We start from the raw sequence: 18,213 nt of genomic DNA on the forward strand, positions 1-18,213 counted from the left end.
GCCGACATCACTGTCGGCTTTTTTGTCGCTCACTGCTTTGGCGTTGCAGCCGGCTTGGCCGTTTCGCCCGGCTTCGGCGGCGGGTCATCGAACAGGTTCAGGCGCTCACGCAGTTCGTGGGCCGGCAGCGGTTCCTTGTCCGCCGGCAACGCGTTCGGATCAGCCGGCTTGGCTGGTGCGGTTGGCGTGGCCGGTGCCGCGTCCGGAGTAGCCGAGCCTTGCGGGGCAGCGGGGGCAGGGTCCGCGCCTTGTGCACCCTCGATGGTCCGCTGGGCTTTTTTGGTCAGTACGACGATGTCGATGCGACGGTTGACCGGGTTGAGCGGATGCTCGCGATCGAACAAGGCCGAGGAGGCATAACCGACCACTCGGGCCACCTGCGACTCCGGGTAACTGCCCGCCACCAGCGCACGCCGCGCCGCGTTGGCCCGGTTGGCCGAGAGCTCCCAGTTGCCGAAATCGCCGGTGCCGGTGTACGGCTTGGCGTCGGTGTGGCCACTGATGCTGATCTTGTTTGGCACCGCTTTGATGGTGTCGGCCATGGCCAGCAGGATGTCTTCGAAATACGGCTTCAGGCGTGCTGAGCCTGAGTCGAACATCGGCCGGTTCTCGGCGTCCATGATCTGGATGCGCAAGCCGTTCGGCGTGATCTCGAACAGGATCTGGTCCTTGAACTTTTGCAGTTGCGGGTTCTCGTCGACCTTGTTCTGCAATTCCTGCAGCAACAGTTCGAGGCGTTCCCTCTCGACCATTTCGGCCATACCTTCGACCTGATCGGTGTCGACTGTCACCCGGTCCGGTTGCGGCTGCGACTTATCTTCGGGGTTGAGGGTGTTTTCCGGTGCCAGGGTCGGCGTTCCGCCCAAATCAATGATGTAGGGCGTACCGCTTTCGGTAAAGCCGACCGGGTCTTTGAAGTAACCGGAGATGGCTAACTTCTGTTCTGGCGTGGCGGTGGACAGCAGCCACAACACCAGGAAAAACGCCATCATCGCCGTGGCAAAGTCGGCGAAGGCGATTTTCCACGAGCCACCGTGATGCCCGCTGGCGTAGCGCTTGACGCGCTTGATGATTATCGGCTGATTGTTTTCCATGGCTTAACGACCGCGAACCGCTTGTTCCAGCTCGGCAAAGCTTGGACGGTGCGCCGGATACAGAACCTTGCGTCCGAATTCCACGGCCAGCGACGGTGGCATGCCGGAAGCCGAAGCGACCAGCGAAGCCTTGATGGCTTCGTAGATGTTCAACTCTTCCTTGGCATCGTGACGCAGCGCATGCGCCAGGGGGCCGAAGAAACCGTAGGCCGCAAGAATACCGAAGAAGGTACCGACCAGCGCCGCACCTACGTGGACACCAATCATTTTCTGGTCACTTTCACCCAGCGAAGCCATGGTCACCACGATGCCCAGTACCGCGGCGACAATACCGAAGCCCGGCATGGCGTCGGCAATGCCGTTCACCGCGTGGGACGGATGGTCCAGGTCTTCCTTGAGGCTGGCCAGTTCCATGTCGAACAGGTTTTCAAGTTCGTGGGGCGCCATGTTGCCGGAGGACATGATGCGCAGGTAATCGCACACGAATGCGGTCATGCGCTCGTCCTTGAGGACAGTCGGGTACTTGGCAAAGATCGGGCTCGCGGCGGCATCTTCGATGTCACCTTCGATGGCCATCATGCCTTCGCGGCGGCTCTTGTTGAGGATCTCGTAGATCAGGCCCAGTACTTCAAGATAGAAGGAATGATTGAAACGCGAGCTGAACAGGCTCAAGGACTTCTTGAGCACGTGCATCGTCATGTAGCCGGGGTTGGCCTGCACGAAGGCGCCAAGGGCTGCGCCGCCGATAATCATCACCTCGAAAGGCTGGATCAGGGCGGCAATCTTGCCGTGGGAAAGCACGTATCCGCCGAGTACGCTCGCGAATACGACAATGATGCCGATTAATTTAGCCATAGGTTAGGAGAGCACTTACTGAGTCGGGTTCAAGGTCATATTCGGAAGTTAAAAAATCTCTTCTTCTATTTATCGGCAAAACTGCGCCAGACTATAGCCAGTTCAGGCGAAAAGATAATTTGACCCACTCAGGGCATAGGTAACGTTGACAATGATCGCCTCCAGCCATGGCTAACGAAACGAACGTCCCCACTGCAAAACCGACCACTGTCGAAGGCTGGGTCAAGCTTCTCGATGGCGTACACCTGCCGGTTCCACAAGCCAGCCATGACCTGGTGTGTAACGCAATCGGCGATAATCGCCGCTCGTTGCGCGACATTGCCGACCTGATGCAGGACAGCCCGGCCCTTGCCCTGAGCGTGATTCGCGAAGCCAACCGCCACACCCATGGCAGCATGACCACGCCCGCCGAAAACCTTGAGGTCGCAATCAATCGCCTTGGCCTCAAGCGCACCCAAGAGCTGCTCGCGCGCCTGCCTGTCGAACCTCAGGCCGGGATTCCCAAGGCCTTGCGCCAGATGCAGATGATCAGTCAGCACGCCACGCAACAAGCCAACGGTTTTTTTGCCAGTCGCCTGGCGCGGCTTTGGCAGGACATCCACTGGGGCAGCCTGTTGTTTCTGTCACCCTTGTGGCCGCTGGCGCTGACGCACCCGCAATTACTCGAAGACTGGGAGCTGCGGGTCATTCATAAGGGCGAGTCGGCGCGCAAAGTCGAAAAGCAGTTGTTTGGCGTGCGCCTGCTGGAAATATGCCAGGCCCTGGTGGAGATCTGGCACCTGCCGATCTGGGTGCTGCAGGGCTATCGACTGTTGCTCTGCGAGCAGCGCGAACTGGTGAAAGTCTTGCGCATCGCGCGTGACAGCGAGCATCCATTGCGCCAGCAAAACCGCCTCGATGACGATCCAACCTTGCGCCGGTGGCTCAATCAACCAGCCAACACCGTGTTGCTGGCCAATGGTCTGGCGCTGTCGGCGCAACAGGCCTGGGACAGCCCCCACAGTGAGCGTTGGCAGTATTTGACCAGCCTCTACCTGCAAATACCAATGCACGAGGTGCAACAACAGCTGCACCAGCAGGCGGCCAACAGCGCCCGCCATCACGCCATGCCCGATCTCTGGCACCCCGCCGAGTTGTTGATCTGGCCATGTGGCACGAAGCGCATCCATACCAGGCTGTTGCCGGCTGCGGCACCGACCGCCGAAGACCTGGCGAAGTGGCGCAGGCAATGTGCCGAATTGCTGCACGAGCCGAGCCGTTTCACCAACGCCATGCACCTGACCATCGCGGCACGTGACGCATTGGTGGCCTGCGGCATGCGCCGAGTGATGATCCTGATGGCCGATCGCACCCAGACTAACCTGAGGGTGCACCAGACGGCCGGTTTGCCGCAGGAAGCCGCCGGGCTGAATTTTGCGGTCAGTCAGAGCAGCGTGTTGCAACGACTGCTCGCGCAACAGGCGCAAGTGCGCCTGACGCCGGCCAACAACGGGCAATTTTCAGCCTTGCTACCCAACAGCCTGCGTTCGCAATTCAGTGGTGAACACCTGCTGTTGCGTTCGCTGGTCAACAATGACCGGGTGATCATGATTGTCGTGGCCGATCAGGCGGGCGTGCCATTCTCGGAACTTTGCGTGCAAGCCTTCGGCAAAACTGCCCAGTGCATCGAGAAAGCCCTGCACAGCTTTAGTCACCGTGGCCGATAAGCTGCGTTACAATCGTCCCTTTTGTGCTCTGGAGACCTCAAATGTCTGACTTCTCTGGCTTGCCGCTGGTGATCGAGCCGAGCGACTTGCTCCCTCGCCTCGACGCCCGCGAACTGATTCTGGTGGACTTGACCAGTGCCACCCGTTACGCCGAAGGGCACATTCCCGGCGCGCGTTTTGTCGATCCGAAACGCACGCAACTCGGCCAGGCGCCTGCCCCGGGGCTGATGCCTGCGCGGGCAGCGCTGGAAACATTGTTTGGCGAGCTGGGGCACAACCCCGATGCGGTCTACGTGGTGTATGACGACGAAGGCGGCGGTTGGGCCGGCCGCTTCATCTGGCTGCTGGATGTCATCGGCCACAGCAAGTACCACTATATAGATGGCGGCCTGCCGGCCTGGCTGGCGGAAGGCTTGCCCATGTCGATCCAGATTCCGCCATCGGTGGGTGGCCCGGTTTCACTGACCCTGCACGACGAACCCACTGCCACCCGTGAGTACCTGCAAAGTCGCCTCGGCGCCGCCGACCTGGCGATATGGGACGCGCGCGGACCGCTGGAGTACTCCGGCGAGAAAGTGCTGGCGGCCAAGGGCGGGCACATTCCCGGCGCGGTCAATTTCGAATGGACCGCGGGCATGGATCAGGCACGCCAGTTGCGCATCCGCACCGATATGCCGCAGATCCTCGAACAGCTCGGGATCAGCAAAGACAAAGAAGTGATTACCCACTGCCAGACCCATCATCGTTCTGGCTTCACCTATCTGGTGGCCAAGGCTCTCGGTTATCCGCGGGTCAAAGGCTACGCCGGCTCCTGGGGCGAATGGGGCAACCATCCCGATACGCCTGTAGAGATTTAAGGTTTTTAAGGACAGTTAATGAACAAGCGTCTGTTTATCCTCAGTCAGTACCTGCTGCCCCACAACTTGCTCTCGCGACTGGCCGGCTGCATCGCCGAATGCCGCGTGCGCTGGTTCAAGAACGCCTTTACCGCCTGGTTCGCCAAGCGCTATCAGGTGGACATGTCCCAGGCGCTGGTCGAAGACCTGACCGCCTACGAGCACTTCAATGCGTTCTTCACCCGCGCACTGAAAGACGGTGCCCGTCCACTGGACCAGACCCCTGGCGCGATTCTCAGCCCCGCCGACGGCGCAATCAGCCAATTGGGTCCGATCGAGCACGGTCGCGTGTTCCAGGCCAAGGGCCACAGCTTCAGCGTGCTGGAACTGTTGGGTGGCGATGCGGCAAACGCTGCGCCGTTCATGGGTGGTGACTTTGCGACCATTTACCTGTCGCCCAAAGACTACCACCGCGTGCACATGCCGCTGGCCGGCACCCTGCGCGAGATGGTCTACATCCCGGGCCGCCTGTTCTCGGTCAACCAGACCACGGCGGAAAACGTCCCGGAACTGTTCGCCCGTAACGAGCGCGTAGCCTGCATTTTCGACACCGAGCGTGGGCCGATGGCCGTGGTGCTGGTGGGCGCAATGATCGTGGCCTCGATTGAAACCGTCTGGGCCGGCCTGGTCACGCCGCCGAAGCGCGAGCTGAAAACCTTCCGCTACGACGAAGCCGCGCGCGCGCCGATCCACCTGGAAAAAGGTGCGGAGCTGGGTCGTTTCAAACTGGGTTCGACCGCTGTCGTGCTGTTCGGGCCGGATCAGGTCAAGTGGGCTGAAGAAATGACTGCCGGCGTTGCCGTGCAGATGGGCCAGGGCATGGGCTCTCCGAAGGCCTGACAGACACAATCACTGTAGGAGCGAGCACGCTCGCGATGAACCTGAGAGCGACGCAGGCATTCAGTAAGCCCGCGTCATCGTTGACGTCCATCGCGAGCATGCTCGCTCCTACAGTGGGTTTGCGCGTTACAGATGTCCGTCGCGATCGCGCAAGCCCAGCAGGTACAACACGCCATCCAGCCCCAGCGTCGAAATCGCCTGCTTGGCCGACTGCTTGACCAGCGGCTTGGCACGGAACGCCACGCCTAACCCGGCAATCGCCAGCATCGGCAAGTCATTGGCACCGTCACCGACCGCAATGGTCTGCTCCAGGCGCAAACCTTCCTTGTGTGCCAGCTCCTTCAGCAAATCCGCCTTGCGCTGCGCATCGACGATCGGCTCGACCGCGACACCGGTAACCTTGCCGTCCACCACTTCCAGTTCGTTGGCGAACACGTAGTCGATGCCCAGTTTGGCCTGCAATTGCTTGGCGAAGTAGGTGAAGCCACCGGACAGAATCGCCGTCTTGTAGCCCAGGCGCTTGAGCTCGGCGAACAGGGTTTCGGCGCCTTCGGTCAGGCGCAGGGAGGCGCCGATCGAATCCAGCACGCCGACATCCAGCCCCTTGAGCAAAGCCAGGCGCTCTTTGAAGCTGGCGCGGAAGTCGAGCTCACCGGCCATCGCCCGCTCGGTAATTTCCGATACCTTGTCGCCGACACCCGCAGCCTTGGCCAGCTCGTCGATGACTTCGGCCTCGATCAGGGTCGAATCCATGTCGAAAACCGCCAGGCGACGATTACGCCGGAACAACGAATCTTCCTGGAAGGCGATATCGACGTTCAATTCCTGGGCGACGCTGAGGAATTCGGCTCGCAGCGCTTGCGGATCGGCCGCTTCGCCGCGCACGGAAAACTCGATGCAACCTTTGCCCTTGTCAGCCGGCGTGTCCAGAGGCATGCGCCCGGACAGACGATCGATGTGGTCGATGTTCAAACCATATTTGGCGGTAATCGAGCTGACGGCCTGCAACTGCCCCGCCGTCACTTTGCGGGTCAGCAGGGTGACAATGTGGCGTTTTTTGCCCTGGTTGCCGACCCATTGCTGGTAGTCCTCTTCGGAGACCGGCGTGAATCGAACCTGCTGATCGAGTTCGTATCCCTTGAACAGGATGTCCTTGAGCACGGACTTGCCTTGCTCTGTGTCAGGAATTTCAACCAGGATGCCGAACGACAGGGTGTCGTGGATCACCGCCTGACCGATGTCGAGAATGTTCACACCACCCTGGGCCAGAACGCCGGTAATGGCCGCAGTCAGACCCGGACGGTCGACTCCCGTGATGTTTATCAGGACGATTTCGCGCAAGGCGCACCCCCGCAGGTGGAAAAAAACCGCATTCTACCCACTTTCAGTGACCATCGGGCACCGTGAGCGCTTTGCCGGCCCAGACCCTGTCGCTATACTGCGCGTCAACTTCACGGACAAAAGAGCCGAGCTCAAGTGAACCGGCCCACGCCAGTAAAAACCGATAACTTCTTTCTGCTGATCTTCCGGGCACTGCGCCACCGCCGTGTGCCGATTGCATTACGCATCGCCAGCCATAACGTGATCCTGGTCGCCCTGGCCCTGGTCATCTATGCCGGCGTGATGGGTTTGCAGTTCAAGCAGGCCATGCACGAGCAGGCGGATGCGCTGGGCGAAAGCCTGACCACGCAGACAGCCACCTCGGCTACCGAGCTGTTGGTGTCCAACGACATCCTCAGCCTCAACGTGCTGCTCAACAACCTGACCAAGAACAAGCTGGTGGCCCACGCCGCCATCTACAGCCCGGATAACCGCATCCTCGCCGAGGCCGGTCAGCGTCCCAAGCACGGCCTGCTGGGCGAAGCCGAGGGCATGTACCAGAGCAAGATCACCTTCCAGGACGTGACGGCCGGGCAACTGCGCATCAGCCTGGACATGGACCAGTTCCAGCAGCCGATGACCATCAGCCTGCAAAGCATGGGTATTTTGAGCGCGATCCTGCTGGCGCTATCCTTGGCCTTGAGCCTGCGCATGGGCCGCTATCTGTCCACGCCGCTGCTGCAATTGCGCGTGTGGCTGCGCAATATCGACGAGTACACCCCGGCCACCGACCGCCAGGACGAAATCGGCGATCTGGCCCGTCAGTTGCACGCCAACTACGCCCCGGAACCCCGCGAGCCAGAGCCGGTGCCGGTGCCGGAGCCGGAGTTCGACGACGTCGATGAGGACGCCGAGCCGGCATTCGAAGTGCGCAACCTGCGCGACCCGAGTTTCGACGAGAGCCGCCCGATGGCCGCCCTCAAACCTGCGCCACGACAGGTCGTCAGCACCGTCGAGGACGACGATGATGAAGATCCGTTCGCCGACTTGCGTGACGAGTCCCTGGGCAGTGCCGCTCAGCCGGTGATCCGCAAGGCTACCCCGAGTGTGCCGCAACACAGCGCGGTGCTGGCGGTGCAACTGGGCTCCCAGGAACAACTGCGGCGCTTGCCGCGAGCACGCCTTGAGGAATTGCTCGAACGCTATCGCGATTGCCTCGATCAGGCCGCTTCGCTGTATCAGGGTGAAGTTGAGACTTTGAACGATGGCAGCACGCTGATGCTGTTCCACACCGAGGACAGCGGCGACGATTACCTGACCAACGCCATTTGCTGCGGTGAACTGCTGCGAGCGCTGGGTCATCAGTTGCAAATTGAGGTCGCCGACAGCGGCATCACCCTGCAACTTCAGCTGGGCCTGACCCTGGGCGACGAGCTGTTCGGACTGAGCCAGATCGACCTGCTGCTGACCGACAGTGCCCAGGATGCCCTGGCCCTGTCGCAACACAGCCGCAACCTGCTGCTGGTGGAGCGCAAGATCAGTGACGACGCCCTGATCCGCCAGCGCGCGCGTATCCGGCCGATCGCGAGCCCCGAAGGTGCGTGCTGTGTAGAGCGGCTGATGGAGCCTTATCCATCGCTGCTGGAACGGCAATTGGCGCGGATGCATGAGCGCCGGGCGTAACCATTAGCCCCGGCAACAACGAAGCCCGCAGATGAGTGATCGTCTGCGGGCTTTTTTGTTGCCTGTCCCGGCCTCTTCGCGGGCAAGCCCGCTCCCACAGTGTCCGTGTCGCACAACAATAATTTGAACGCCCTTGAAACCTGTGGGAGCGGGCTTGCCCGCGAAGAGGCCGGGACAGCTGATAGAAATCCCACCCTGCAGAAACAACAAAGCCCGCACAAGGCGGGCTCTGACTTGACTCGCTGCAGACTTAGAAGCGGAACACTTCCATGTCCGTGCGAATCGGTGCAGCCATAGGGATCTTCGGCTGTTTTTCCTGCTGAACTGCCGGTGCCGCAGGCTTGGCCGCCGATTTACGCGGGGTGTCGGCGATCGGCGGTTGATTGGCCAGAGGCTTGAGCGCCACGGACAATTGCTCGGCCAGGCGTTGCAGCAACACACCCTGAGCCTGAACCTGAGCCGCGGTATTGCCGGCATGCTGTTCCTGCAAATGGATGATGCGGTTGTCACGGACCTGGCCGCGACGGTCGATCAGACGCCATTGAGCGTCCAGAATGGCCGGCTGCTTTTCACCCGAGTCCAGGCGCGTGATGGTCAGCAGTACCTGGACGTCCGGAGTGAAGCCCAATGTCGCTGGGGCCAGCACTACACGCTGACTGTCCAGATGACCGGCAACTTGCCGCAACAGCAGTTGATCGATATCCGAAGACAGGCTGCCCGCCCAACGACCGTCGGTAGACGCCTGAAGACTGCCATCCGGCTGACGTTGCAACAGGGTTTCACGCTGCAGATAGTCGGCTACGATTACCGGGCCCAACAACACAGCCATGCCCGCGCTTTGCGCAGGCTGAACCGGACTTCCGCTGTCCAGTTGATACAGCGACACCGGCTGGTGAACGCTGCAGCCCGCCAGGCCGAGAACGCCAGCGAGCATGAGCAAAAAAGGAAGGCGCAGAACAGTCATCATCCCATCCAGGTGGTCGCCACAAGGCTGACCACAGTGAAAATACTCAAAAAATATGAAGAACGCTCGGCCACGCCGGCGCTTGAAAGGCCATATCATCCGTGAATATGCGTTCCGACTCCAGCGCGAAAGCGTCGATCTACAGCTTAAATCGTAGATCGGCCGCTCTGGGACGCTTAATTGAGGTTTTCGACGAGCAGCGCATCCACCCTCTGGAAGCCACGTGGCAATTTGTTACCCCTACGCCCGCGCTCACCCTTGTAGTGTTCGAGGTCGTCCGCTTTCAGGGACAAGGTACGTTTTCCGGCCTGCAACACCAGGGTTGCACCGTCCGGGATCACTGCGATGTCCGTTACATACTCTTCGCGACTGGCGACACGGTCGCCGGATATGCCGATGATCTTGTTGCCTTTGCCCTTACCCAATTGTGGCAGATCGCTGATCTTGAAGATCAGCAAGCGACCTTCGGTAGTCACCGAGGCCAGCCAGTTCTGCTCGCGATCAGCCACCGGCCGCGGCAAAATCACCTTGGCGTTGTTCGGCAGGCTCAACAGCGCCTTGCCCGCCTTGTTCTTGGCCTGCAGGTCTTCTCCTTTGACCACGAACCCGTATCCGGCGTCGGAAGCGATGACATACAGTGCGTCGTCTTCGGGCATCAGCACGCACTCGAAAGTCGCCCCGGGTGGCGGCGTCAGGCGCCCCGTCAGCGGCTCGCCCTGGCCACGGGCCGATGGCAACGTGTGTGCGGCCACTGAATAACTGCGACCGGTGGAGTCGATAAATACCGCAAACTGGTTGGAGCGACCGGCCGCCAGGGCCTTGAACCCGTCTCCGGCCTTGTAGGAAAGCCCGGTGGCATCGATTTCGTGGCCTTTGGCGGAACGTACCCAGCCTTTTTCCGAGAGCACGACCGTGACTTTCTCGTTCGGCAGCAGATCGTGCTCGGTCAGGGCCTTGGCTTCAGCGCGCTCGACGATCGGCGACCGACGGTCATCACCGTAGGTCTCGGCGTCTTTGATCAGCTCGGTGCGCACCAGCTTCTTCAGCTTGGCTTCGCTGCTCAGCAAGGCTTGCAGCTTGGCTTGCTCCTTGAGCAGCTCATCCTGCTCGGCACGCAGCTTCATCTCTTCCAGTCGCGCCAGCTGACGCAAACGGGTGTCGAGGATGTAGTCGGCCTGGATTTCGCTCAGGGCGAAACGCGCAATCAGACTGGCCTTTGGATGCTCCTCGGTGCGAATGATGTGTATCACTTCATCCAGGTTGAGGTAGGCAATCAACAAGCCGTCCAACAGGTGCAGGCGACGCTCGACTTTATCGAGGCGGAATTGCAGGCGCCGACGCACGGTCTGCACCCGGAACTCCAGCCACTCGACCAGCAAGGCCCGCAGGTTTTTCAGCTGCGGTTTGCCATCGAGGCCGATGATGTTGATGTTGACCCGGTAGCTCGACTCCAGCTCGGTGCTGGCGAACAGATGTTGCATCAGGGCATCGTGGTCAAAGTTTTTCCGCGCGCCCGGGATAATCACGATCCGGCACGGGTTCTCGTGGTCGGACTCGTCACGCAAGTCGGCGATCTGCGGCGCCTTGGACGGCTTGGCCTGCATCATCGCGGCGATCTGTTCGAGCACCTTGGCGCCAGAAACCTGATGTGGCAGCGCGGTGACGATGATGTCGCCATCTTCGATGTGATACACGGCGCGCATGCGCACAGAACCACGACCGGTTTCGTAGATTTTCAGCAGGTCGGCGCGCGGCGTGATGATTTCCGCTTCGGTCGGGTAATCCGGGCCCTGGATGTGTTCACAGAGCTGTTCGACCGTGGCTTTTGGCTCGTCGAGCAAGCGTACGCAAGCGGTGGCGACTTCGCGCAGGTTGTGCGGCGGAACATCGGTGGCCATGCCCACGGCGATACCCGTGGTGCCGTTGAGCAGAATGTTCGGCAAACGCGCCGGCAAGACCAGCGGCTCATCCAGTGTGCCGTCGAAGTTCGGCCCCCAGTCCGCCGTGCCCTGCCCCAGTTCGCTGAGCAGCACCTCGGAATAACGCGACAGGCGCGCTTCGGTGTAACGCATGGCGGCGAAGGACTTGGGATCATCCGGCGCACCCCAGTTACCCTGGCCGTCGACCAGCGTATAGCGGTAGCTGAACGGCTGGGCCATCAGGACCATGGCTTCGTAGCACGCCGAGTCGCCGTGGGGGTGGAACTTGCCGAGCACGTCACCGACGGTACGCGCCGATTTCTTGTGCTTGGAGTCGGCGTCCAGCCCCAGCTCGCTCATGGCGTAGACGATACGCCGCTGTACCGGTTTCAGGCCGTCGCCGATATGCGGCAAGGCACGGTCCATGATCACGTACATGGAGTAGTTGAGGTAGGCATTTTCGGTGAAGTCAGCCAGTGACCGGCGTTCTACACCGTCCAGGCTGAGATCAAGGGAGTCGCTCATGCGGGCCTCATCGGTTCGTTGTCTGGCGCAGCAGCATGGTGCCACCGCGCTGGGTAAATTCAAGTTTGTTCAGTGCGCTCATGCCGAGCAGCACCTGGTCGCCATGCAACCCTGGAGCCACCAGAGCGCGCACATCGTGCAGCACTATGTCGCCCAGTTGCAGGCGTTCAATACGCGTGCGATAGCCCTCGCTCAAGCCGTTGGCCGTGCTGAGGGTCACGCCGAAGCCTTGCTCCAGCTTCAATCGTTCGGCCAGCCCGGCCGGGATCGATACATCGGTCGCCCCGGTGTCGAGCAGGAAACTCACGGGCTGGCCGTTGATCTGGCCGCTGGCGACGAAATGACCCTGAGCATTGCTGACCAGTTTCACTTCGATGAATCCTTCGCCCTGCTGCGAGCTGACCACCACATTCGGGTTTTGCTGACGCTCTTCCCACTGACCGAAAAATCGCGTTGCCAGAAATAACGCGGCACACCACGCCAGCACCATTAATACCCGACCGGCGCGCTTGCCTGGGGTTTGCTGGCTCAAGGCTGGGCGCTCCAGCCACCGTCGGGCGCGGCAAAACGCCAGACCACCGGACGGTTTTCGCCATCGGCGCGAGTACCGTTGTTGTTATCGACACCGATCCAGGCGCCATCGGCATCCACCACCAACGCTTCTTCCAGCCCATAGCCCTGAGAATAACGAAGGTTATCGTGCAATAGCTCATCAGCGTACGACCAGCACCGCTCGACTTCGGCGGTCTGCGGATCACGCCGGCAAATCTTGTAGTTATTGCGCTCCAGAGTGAACAACTTGCCACTGAACAGGGACACATCGGAAAAGTCCCGGGACACGGCTTTGGCCTTGGGAAATTGCGCTGGCTGCATTTCCCTGCCGGCTTCGCTCAACAACACGCAGCCACCCTCGCAGTCCCACACGGTCTGTTTGCGCTTGATCAGCAGCAACCCACGGCCCTGGCGCTCGGCGGCGAGCCACAACTGGTCACCCGCCGGATTGATCGCCAAGCCCTCGAAAATCGAATTGAATTGCAACAACAAGCCCCTGGCCCGCGCTTCACGAACCATTGTGGGTGAAATCTTCAGCCAGCTCGCCGGTCCGCTCGGAGGAATTTGCAACACAGCCGCGTGGCCTTCGCTGACCACGTAGCGATTGCCGGCGCTGTCGCAGGTGATTCCCTCGTAGTCCAGATCGCCGCCACGCACGAACGAAGCCGCCCAAACACGGGACTTCAACCCCCACGGCAGGCCGCTGTCAGGTACCGCAGGCACTTCAATGTGCACGGTTTCGGCCTGCCAGACGTGCTCGCGGGTATCCAGGCGGTAGATCTGATTGTCATCACGATCAGAAACTGTCCACAGCTCATTACCGCACTGGGCCAACCCCGACAGGTTGCCGCCGGGCATGCCGTCAACGGCATGCCCGGACAACAGGCGCAACTGCGGCACCGGCTCGGCGGACGCCGTGAACGATGTCAGAAGCAGTGCGCAAGCCAGGGCAAAGCCCAGACGCATCAGCCCAGAACCTCTGCCAGGTTGCCCTTCGATTCCAGCCAGTTCTTGCGATCGCCGGCGCGCTTCTTCGCCAGCAGCATGTCCATGATTTCCGAGGTCGCCTCGAAATCATCCAATGTCAGCTGCACCAGGCGCCGGGTGTTCGGATCCATGGTGGTTTCACGCAACTGTGGCGGGTTCATCTCACCCAGGCCTTTGAATCGGGTGACCTGCGGCTTGCCGCGTTTCTTCTCGGCCACCAGGCGATCGAGAATGCCATCGCGCTCGGCCTCGTCGAGGGCGTAGTAAATCTCTTTGCCGAGGTCGATGCGGTACAGGGGCGGCATGGCGACATAGACGTGACCGGCATCCACCAACGGGCGGAAATGCTGGACGAACAGGGCGCACAGCAAGGTTGCGATGTGCAGGCCGTCGGAGTCGGCGTCGGCGAGGATGCAGATTTTGCCGTAACGCAGTTGGCTCATGTCCGCCGCGCCCGGGTCAACGCCGATGGCAACGGCGATGTTGTGCACTTCCTGACTGGCCAGCACTTCACTGCCGTCGACTTCCCAGGTGTTCAGAATCTTGCCGCGCAACGGCAGGATCGCCTGAAACTCTTTGTCCCGTGCCTGCTTGGCCGAGCCACCGGCGGAGTCACCTTCGACCAGGAACAGCTCCGAACGCATTGGATCCTGTCCCGCACAGTCGGCCAGCTTGCCCGGCAGCGCCGGCCCTTGGGTGATGCGCTTGCGTTCGACCTTTTTGCTGGCCTTCAGGCGACGACCGGCGTTGTTGATCGCCAGTTCCGCCAGGAGCATGCCGGTTTCCGGATGGGCGTTGAGCCACAGGCTGAAGGCATCCTTGACCACACCGGAAACGAACGCCGCCGCCTCACGGGACGACAGGCGTTCCTTGGTCTGACCGGAAAATTGCGGCTCCTGCATTTTCATCGACAGCACGAACGCAATACGTTCCCAGACGTCTTCCGGTGCGAGTTTCACCCCACGCGGCAGGAGGCTGCGGAATTCGCAGAATTCGCGCATGGCATCGAGCAAGCCCTGGCGCAAACCATTGACGTGGGTACCGCCCTGAGCTGTCGGAATCAGGTTGACGTAGCTTTCCTGCACCGCATCGCCGCCTTCGGGCAGCCACAGCAGCGCCCAGTCAACGGCTTCTTTATTACCGGCCAGGCTGCCGCAGAACGGCTCGTCCGGCAGGCGTTCGAACTCGCTGACCGCGTCGACCAGATAGGAACGCAGTCCGTCTTCGTAATGCCACTCGACTTTCTCGCCGCTGGCCTTGTCCTCAAAACTGACCAGCAGCCCCGGGCACAGTACCGCCTTGGCCTTGAGCACATGCTTGAGGCGGCTGATGGAGAATTTCGGTGAGTCAAAGTATTTCGGGTCCGGCGCAAAGAACACGCTGGTACCGGTATTGCGTTTACCGACGGTGCCGATTACTTCCAGCTCGGTTTTCTTGAAACCGTCGGCGAAGGTCATCTGATATTCATTGCCGTCACGCTTTACGCGTACCCGAACCTCGGTCGACAAGGCGTTGACCACGGAAATACCCACCCCGTGCAAACCGCCGGAGAACTGGTAGTTCTTGTTGGAAAACTTGCCACCGGCATGAAGCTTGGTGAGGATCAGCTCGACGCCCGACACACCTTCTTCGGGGTGAATGTCCACCGGCATGCCACGGCCGTCATCGCTGACTTCCAGGGAATGGTCGGCATGCAGGATGACCTGTACAGACCTTGCATGCCCGGCCAGGGCTTCGTCGACACTGTTGTCGATGACTTCCTGGGCGAGGTGGTTCGGCCGACTGGTGTCGGTATACATGCCGGGGCGTTTGCGCACCGGGTCGAGGCCCGAGAGGACTTCGATGGCGTCTGCGTTATAAGAGCTAGCGCTGGGAGTGGCCATGGGGTCTCGTCGTCAGTGTTCGGTGAAAAAAGAATTCATGGGGCTATCGCTCACAATGCGGTGAAATCGATTGCCTGGTACAAATCGGTGCCAATGCCGGCAAAACTCAACATGGCCGGCAGTTGCGTGGCAAAACCCTGGAAACTGTGGTCGCCGCCGGCCTGGATACGCAAGGCGCATGCCCGGTAATACTGTTGGGCGAGGCGATAGTCCAGCGTTTCGTCAGCTGTCTGCAACCATACCTGAAAACGCTGCGGATCCTGGGGCGCCGGCACTTCCAGTTCGGCCAGGGCGGTCACATGGTCGTGGGTCAGCTCCCAGGCTTCATCGGTATACAGGTTTTTCTGCGTTCCCAGAAACCCGTCGAACATCCGGTGCGGACTGACGGCAGGGTTGATCAACAGGGCTTTCAAGCCATGGCGCTCGGCCAGGTGAGTGGCATAGTAGCCGCCGAGCGAGCTGCCTACCAGCAGTGGCCGACCCAGCTCGGCAATCGCCTGTTCCAGCTGACCGATGGCCTCGCGCGGGTGGTGATGCAAGGCCGGAACGCGAAGTTGATTGCTCAGGCCCAGGCGCTCCATCACGACCATCAACTGGGTGGCCTTCTTTGAGGCAGGCGCACTGTTGAAACCGTGGATATATAGGATCGAACCGGACATTTGAGCTCCCTGTGCGTCGGGTAAAGAGGCAGAGTTTACAGGGAGTCTGGGGAATCGGGGATATCCATAGAGTTCATGGCGCCTGTGTAGACGCCTTCGCGAGCAAGCCCGCTCCCACAGGGGATTTGTGACCGATGCAAGTGCAGTGTGGGAGCGGGGCCACGCTCCGGTTTACCTGAAATAAACAGTCAGTAGCCGTTGGAGCCGTAATCCACGGTGAAATCAAACCCGGTGACGCGCTCCACACCGGTCTCCAGCCCACCATCGGGCAACAACCGCAACCACCGATACCCCGGCGCCTGATCACTCACTTTGAAATCGTCGCTGCCCGGCTCGAACTGGATGCAAGTCGAGGGCGAGGCGAGAAAACGCACACCGTTGCGCATTTGATCGATCTCCTGATGCACATGCCCCCACAACACCGCACGTACCTGCGCAAATCGGTCCAGCACCGCAAACAGCGCTTCGGGATTGCGCAAACCGATCGGTTCCATCCATGCGCAACCGATCGAAACCGGGTGATGATGGAAACACACCAAGTGATGCCGCTCCGGCGCCTCGCTCAATGACCTGGCCAGCAACTGCAATTGCTCGTCCTGCAAGTATCCGGGCACCGAACCCGGCACCGCCGAATCAAGCAGCGTGACTCGCCAGTTGCCGATATCCACCACCGGCTCCAGCAAAGCGCTCTGCACCGCGGCCTGGGCCATGATCTGCGGCTCATCGTGATTGCCGGGGATCCAGCGCGCCGGCGCAGCAAGCTGGCGGGTCAGGTCGCGAAACTGCTGGTAGGACTCCAGCGTGCCATCCTGGGAAAGGTCGCCACTGGCAATGATCAGATCAATTCGCGGCTGCTGCGCGCGTACCAGTTCGATGACCTTTTGCAGGCTGTCACGGGTGTTCATGCCCAGCAGTGTTTCGTGCGTCTCGGCAAACAGATGGCTGTCGGAGAGTTGCACCAGCAACGCCGCATCGGCGGTGGTCAATGTCGATACGCTCGGCAAGACGTTCTCCCAGGGTGTGATCACGGGAATGGAGGGTTGGCGCAATTATGCTGGGGGACGAACGAAAGGGGAAACCTGTGAACCTGACGCAGTTCACAACTGCAGCGCTCGATTAACGTACTACTTCGTACTCATGGCCCAATGCCAGGCAATGACTCAGCCACTCGCCCAGGAACATGTTCAACTGGGCTTTTTCGTCCGGCTGGTGCATCGAGGCGTTCGGGTAAGGATAGATGCCACGAAAGCGCCGTGCATGTTCGGCGCTGACCACTTCAGCCATGCAGGCATCATGATAGACCTGCACTTCCAGTTGCGGCACCGGCAGCCAGGGCAGGCTGTGTTCCTGGCGCACTTGCAGGGTCGTGGTGTACGGGCACACCTGCAGCACCTCCAGCGCCAGCACACCAAGCATCTGCTCGCCATGGGTCACGGCGATGCGCCGCGCGGCGGGCTCGCTACGCATGTCCGGCAGCAGTCGCATCAGGCGCGCGTAGTTCGCTTCGCAGGATGCTTGCAGCCCCACCAGATCCACCCGATAGCGATCGCGCAGCTTGTTTACAACCATAACCCCCTCACTTCAGCGCGGTTCAAAGCCAGCCATTGCAAGGCAATGATGCTCGCCGCGTTGGCAATATGCCCGTCGCGTACGGCCTGCAGGGCATCTTCGAAGGCCCAGACCGTGACGCGGATATCTTCTGCCTCTTCCTCCAGCCCATGCAGGCCGCCAACCCCGGTTGTTTCGCAACGCCCCAGGTACAGATGCACGAATTCGTTGCTGCCGCCGGGCGATGGAAAATATTTGGTCATCGGCCACAGCGCGCTGATTTCCAGCCCAGCTTCCTCCTGCGCTTCGCGGTGAGCAACTGCTTCCGGCACTTCATCCTTGTCGATCAGACCAGCGACCAGTTCGACCAGCCAAGGATTGCCAGTCTTGCCCAGGGCGCCGACGCGAAACTGCTCGATCAACACCACTTCGTCGCGCTGCGGGTCATAAGGCAGCATGCACACCGCATCATGGCGCACGAACAGTTCGCGACTGATTTCCCGGCTCATGCCCCCTGCGAACAATTCGTGACGCAAGTGCACGCGGTCGAGCTTGTAGAAGCCCTCGAAGCACTTCTCGCGCCGTACGATATCAACGGCGGTCGGAATGGCGGTGGTGAAATCGGTCATGGCAATCCTCGTTCCTGCAAATCCTTTACGAGGTTCCTTTTTTCCTGGAGCCTCGACTTCGCGCCATCCTAACGCGCCGGTGGCGTTTGATGCAGCCCCTTTGCCGTCAGCGGGATGGACGGTGAAGACGAAACCCACTCTAATTAGCTTAGT

16 protein-coding genes are annotated in these 18,213 nt (G+C 60.7%); 4 read left to right on the forward strand and 12 right to left on the reverse strand.

Translation table 11 applies throughout. From position 1 onward, the window contains the following. Window positions 1-29: 29 nt before the first annotated feature. Window positions 30-1,094, reverse strand: coding sequence for a flagellar motor protein MotB (gene motB / locus AC07OG_RS02910; protein WP_495066172.1), 1,065 nt, complete (start codon window positions 1,092-1,094; stop codon window positions 30-32). A 3-nt stretch (window positions 1,095-1,097) separates the two neighbouring features. Further along, on the reverse strand, window positions 1,098-1,949 hold the full coding sequence (motA, locus tag AC07OG_RS02915; RefSeq protein ID WP_060542730.1) for a flagellar motor stator protein MotA: 852 nt from the start codon (window positions 1,947-1,949) through the stop codon (window positions 1,098-1,100). Between the two features lie 167 nt (window positions 1,950-2,116). On the opposite strand from motA, the gene AC07OG_RS02920 reads away from it, so the two are divergent. Genes AC07OG_RS02920 through asd form a run of 3 tightly spaced genes read left to right on the forward strand, consistent with a single transcriptional unit; the run spans window position 2,117 to window position 5,391 of the window. Further along, on the forward strand, window positions 2,117-3,655 hold the full coding sequence (locus AC07OG_RS02920; RefSeq protein WP_495066173.1) for an HDOD domain-containing protein: 1,539 nt from the start codon (window positions 2,117-2,119) through the stop codon (window positions 3,653-3,655). 41 nt (window positions 3,656-3,696) lie between these two features. Next, window positions 3,697-4,512 carry a thiosulfate sulfurtransferase gene (gene rhdA, locus AC07OG_RS02925; protein ID WP_060542728.1) on the forward strand — a complete coding sequence of 272 codons (816 nt, stop codon included), beginning with the start codon at window positions 3,697-3,699 and terminating at the stop codon, window positions 4,510-4,512. Between the two features lie 18 nt (window positions 4,513-4,530). Further along, the gene (asd, locus tag AC07OG_RS02930) at window positions 4,531-5,391 is read left to right on the forward strand and encodes an archaetidylserine decarboxylase (protein WP_060542727.1); all 861 of its coding nucleotides are present in this window, start codon (window positions 4,531-4,533) and stop codon (window positions 5,389-5,391) included. 126 nt (window positions 5,392-5,517) lie between these two features. Here asd and serB read toward each other — a convergent pair whose 3' ends face one another. Continuing rightward, window positions 5,518-6,732 carry a phosphoserine phosphatase SerB gene (gene serB / locus AC07OG_RS02935; protein ID WP_060542726.1) on the reverse strand — a complete coding sequence of 405 codons (1,215 nt, stop codon included), beginning with the start codon at window positions 6,730-6,732 and terminating at the stop codon, window positions 5,518-5,520. 135 nt (window positions 6,733-6,867) lie between these two features. Between serB and AC07OG_RS02940 the strand changes: the two genes are divergently transcribed. Next, a complete protein-coding gene (locus AC07OG_RS02940) occupies window positions 6,868-8,394 on the forward strand; it encodes an AhpA/YtjB family protein (RefSeq protein ID WP_495066174.1) in 1,527 nt (508 codons plus the stop codon). Window positions 8,395-8,644: 250 nt separating this feature from the next. Here AC07OG_RS02940 and AC07OG_RS02945 read toward each other — a convergent pair whose 3' ends face one another. The 9 genes from AC07OG_RS02945 to AC07OG_RS02985 all read right to left on the reverse strand — a co-directional run bounded on the left by AC07OG_RS02945 (window position 8,645) and on the right by AC07OG_RS02985 (window position 18,060). Next, window positions 8,645-9,358, reverse strand: coding sequence for a PqiC family protein (locus AC07OG_RS02945; RefSeq protein ID WP_060542724.1), 714 nt, complete (start codon window positions 9,356-9,358; stop codon window positions 8,645-8,647). Between the two features lie 176 nt (window positions 9,359-9,534). Then, window positions 9,535-11,802 carry a DNA topoisomerase IV subunit A gene (gene parC / locus AC07OG_RS02950; RefSeq protein WP_060542723.1) on the reverse strand — a complete coding sequence of 756 codons (2,268 nt, stop codon included), beginning with the start codon at window positions 11,800-11,802 and terminating at the stop codon, window positions 9,535-9,537. Window positions 11,803-11,809: 7 nt separating this feature from the next. Next, window positions 11,810-12,334 (reverse strand): retropepsin-like aspartic protease family protein, encoded by a 525-nt coding sequence (locus tag AC07OG_RS02955; RefSeq protein WP_060542722.1) that lies wholly within the window; start codon window positions 12,332-12,334, stop codon window positions 11,810-11,812. After that, a complete protein-coding gene (locus AC07OG_RS02960) occupies window positions 12,331-13,320 on the reverse strand; it encodes an esterase-like activity of phytase family protein (RefSeq protein WP_495066175.1) in 990 nt (329 codons plus the stop codon). Before AC07OG_RS02960 ends, AC07OG_RS02955 begins: the two co-directional genes overlap by 4 nt. Further along, on the reverse strand, window positions 13,320-15,224 hold the full coding sequence (gene parE / locus AC07OG_RS02965) for a DNA topoisomerase IV subunit B (RefSeq protein WP_060542720.1): 1,905 nt from the start codon (window positions 15,222-15,224) through the stop codon (window positions 13,320-13,322). The genes AC07OG_RS02960 and parE overlap by 1 nt, the downstream gene beginning before the upstream one ends. A gap of 50 nt (window positions 15,225-15,274) precedes the next feature. Beyond that, window positions 15,275-15,883 carry a YqiA/YcfP family alpha/beta fold hydrolase gene (locus AC07OG_RS02970; RefSeq protein WP_060542719.1) on the reverse strand — a complete coding sequence of 203 codons (609 nt, stop codon included), beginning with the start codon at window positions 15,881-15,883 and terminating at the stop codon, window positions 15,275-15,277. Between the two features lie 188 nt (window positions 15,884-16,071). Further along, entirely contained in the window at window positions 16,072-16,887 is an 816-nt protein-coding gene (cpdA, locus tag AC07OG_RS02975) for a 3',5'-cyclic-AMP phosphodiesterase (protein ID WP_495066176.1), read from the reverse strand. Window positions 16,888-16,999: 112 nt separating this feature from the next. Beyond that, window positions 17,000-17,452: a DUF1249 domain-containing protein gene (locus AC07OG_RS02980; protein WP_034148716.1), complete on the reverse strand. Its 453-nt coding sequence runs from the start codon at window positions 17,450-17,452 to the stop codon at window positions 17,000-17,002. Next, a complete protein-coding gene (locus AC07OG_RS02985; RefSeq protein WP_495066177.1) occupies window positions 17,443-18,060 on the reverse strand; it encodes an NUDIX domain-containing protein in 618 nt (205 codons plus the stop codon). Before AC07OG_RS02985 ends, AC07OG_RS02980 begins: the two co-directional genes overlap by 10 nt. Between the last annotated feature and the right edge of the window lie 153 nt (window positions 18,061-18,213).

It is taken from the genome of Pseudomonas sp. GW821-FHT09H03 (genome assembly GCF_059415945.1).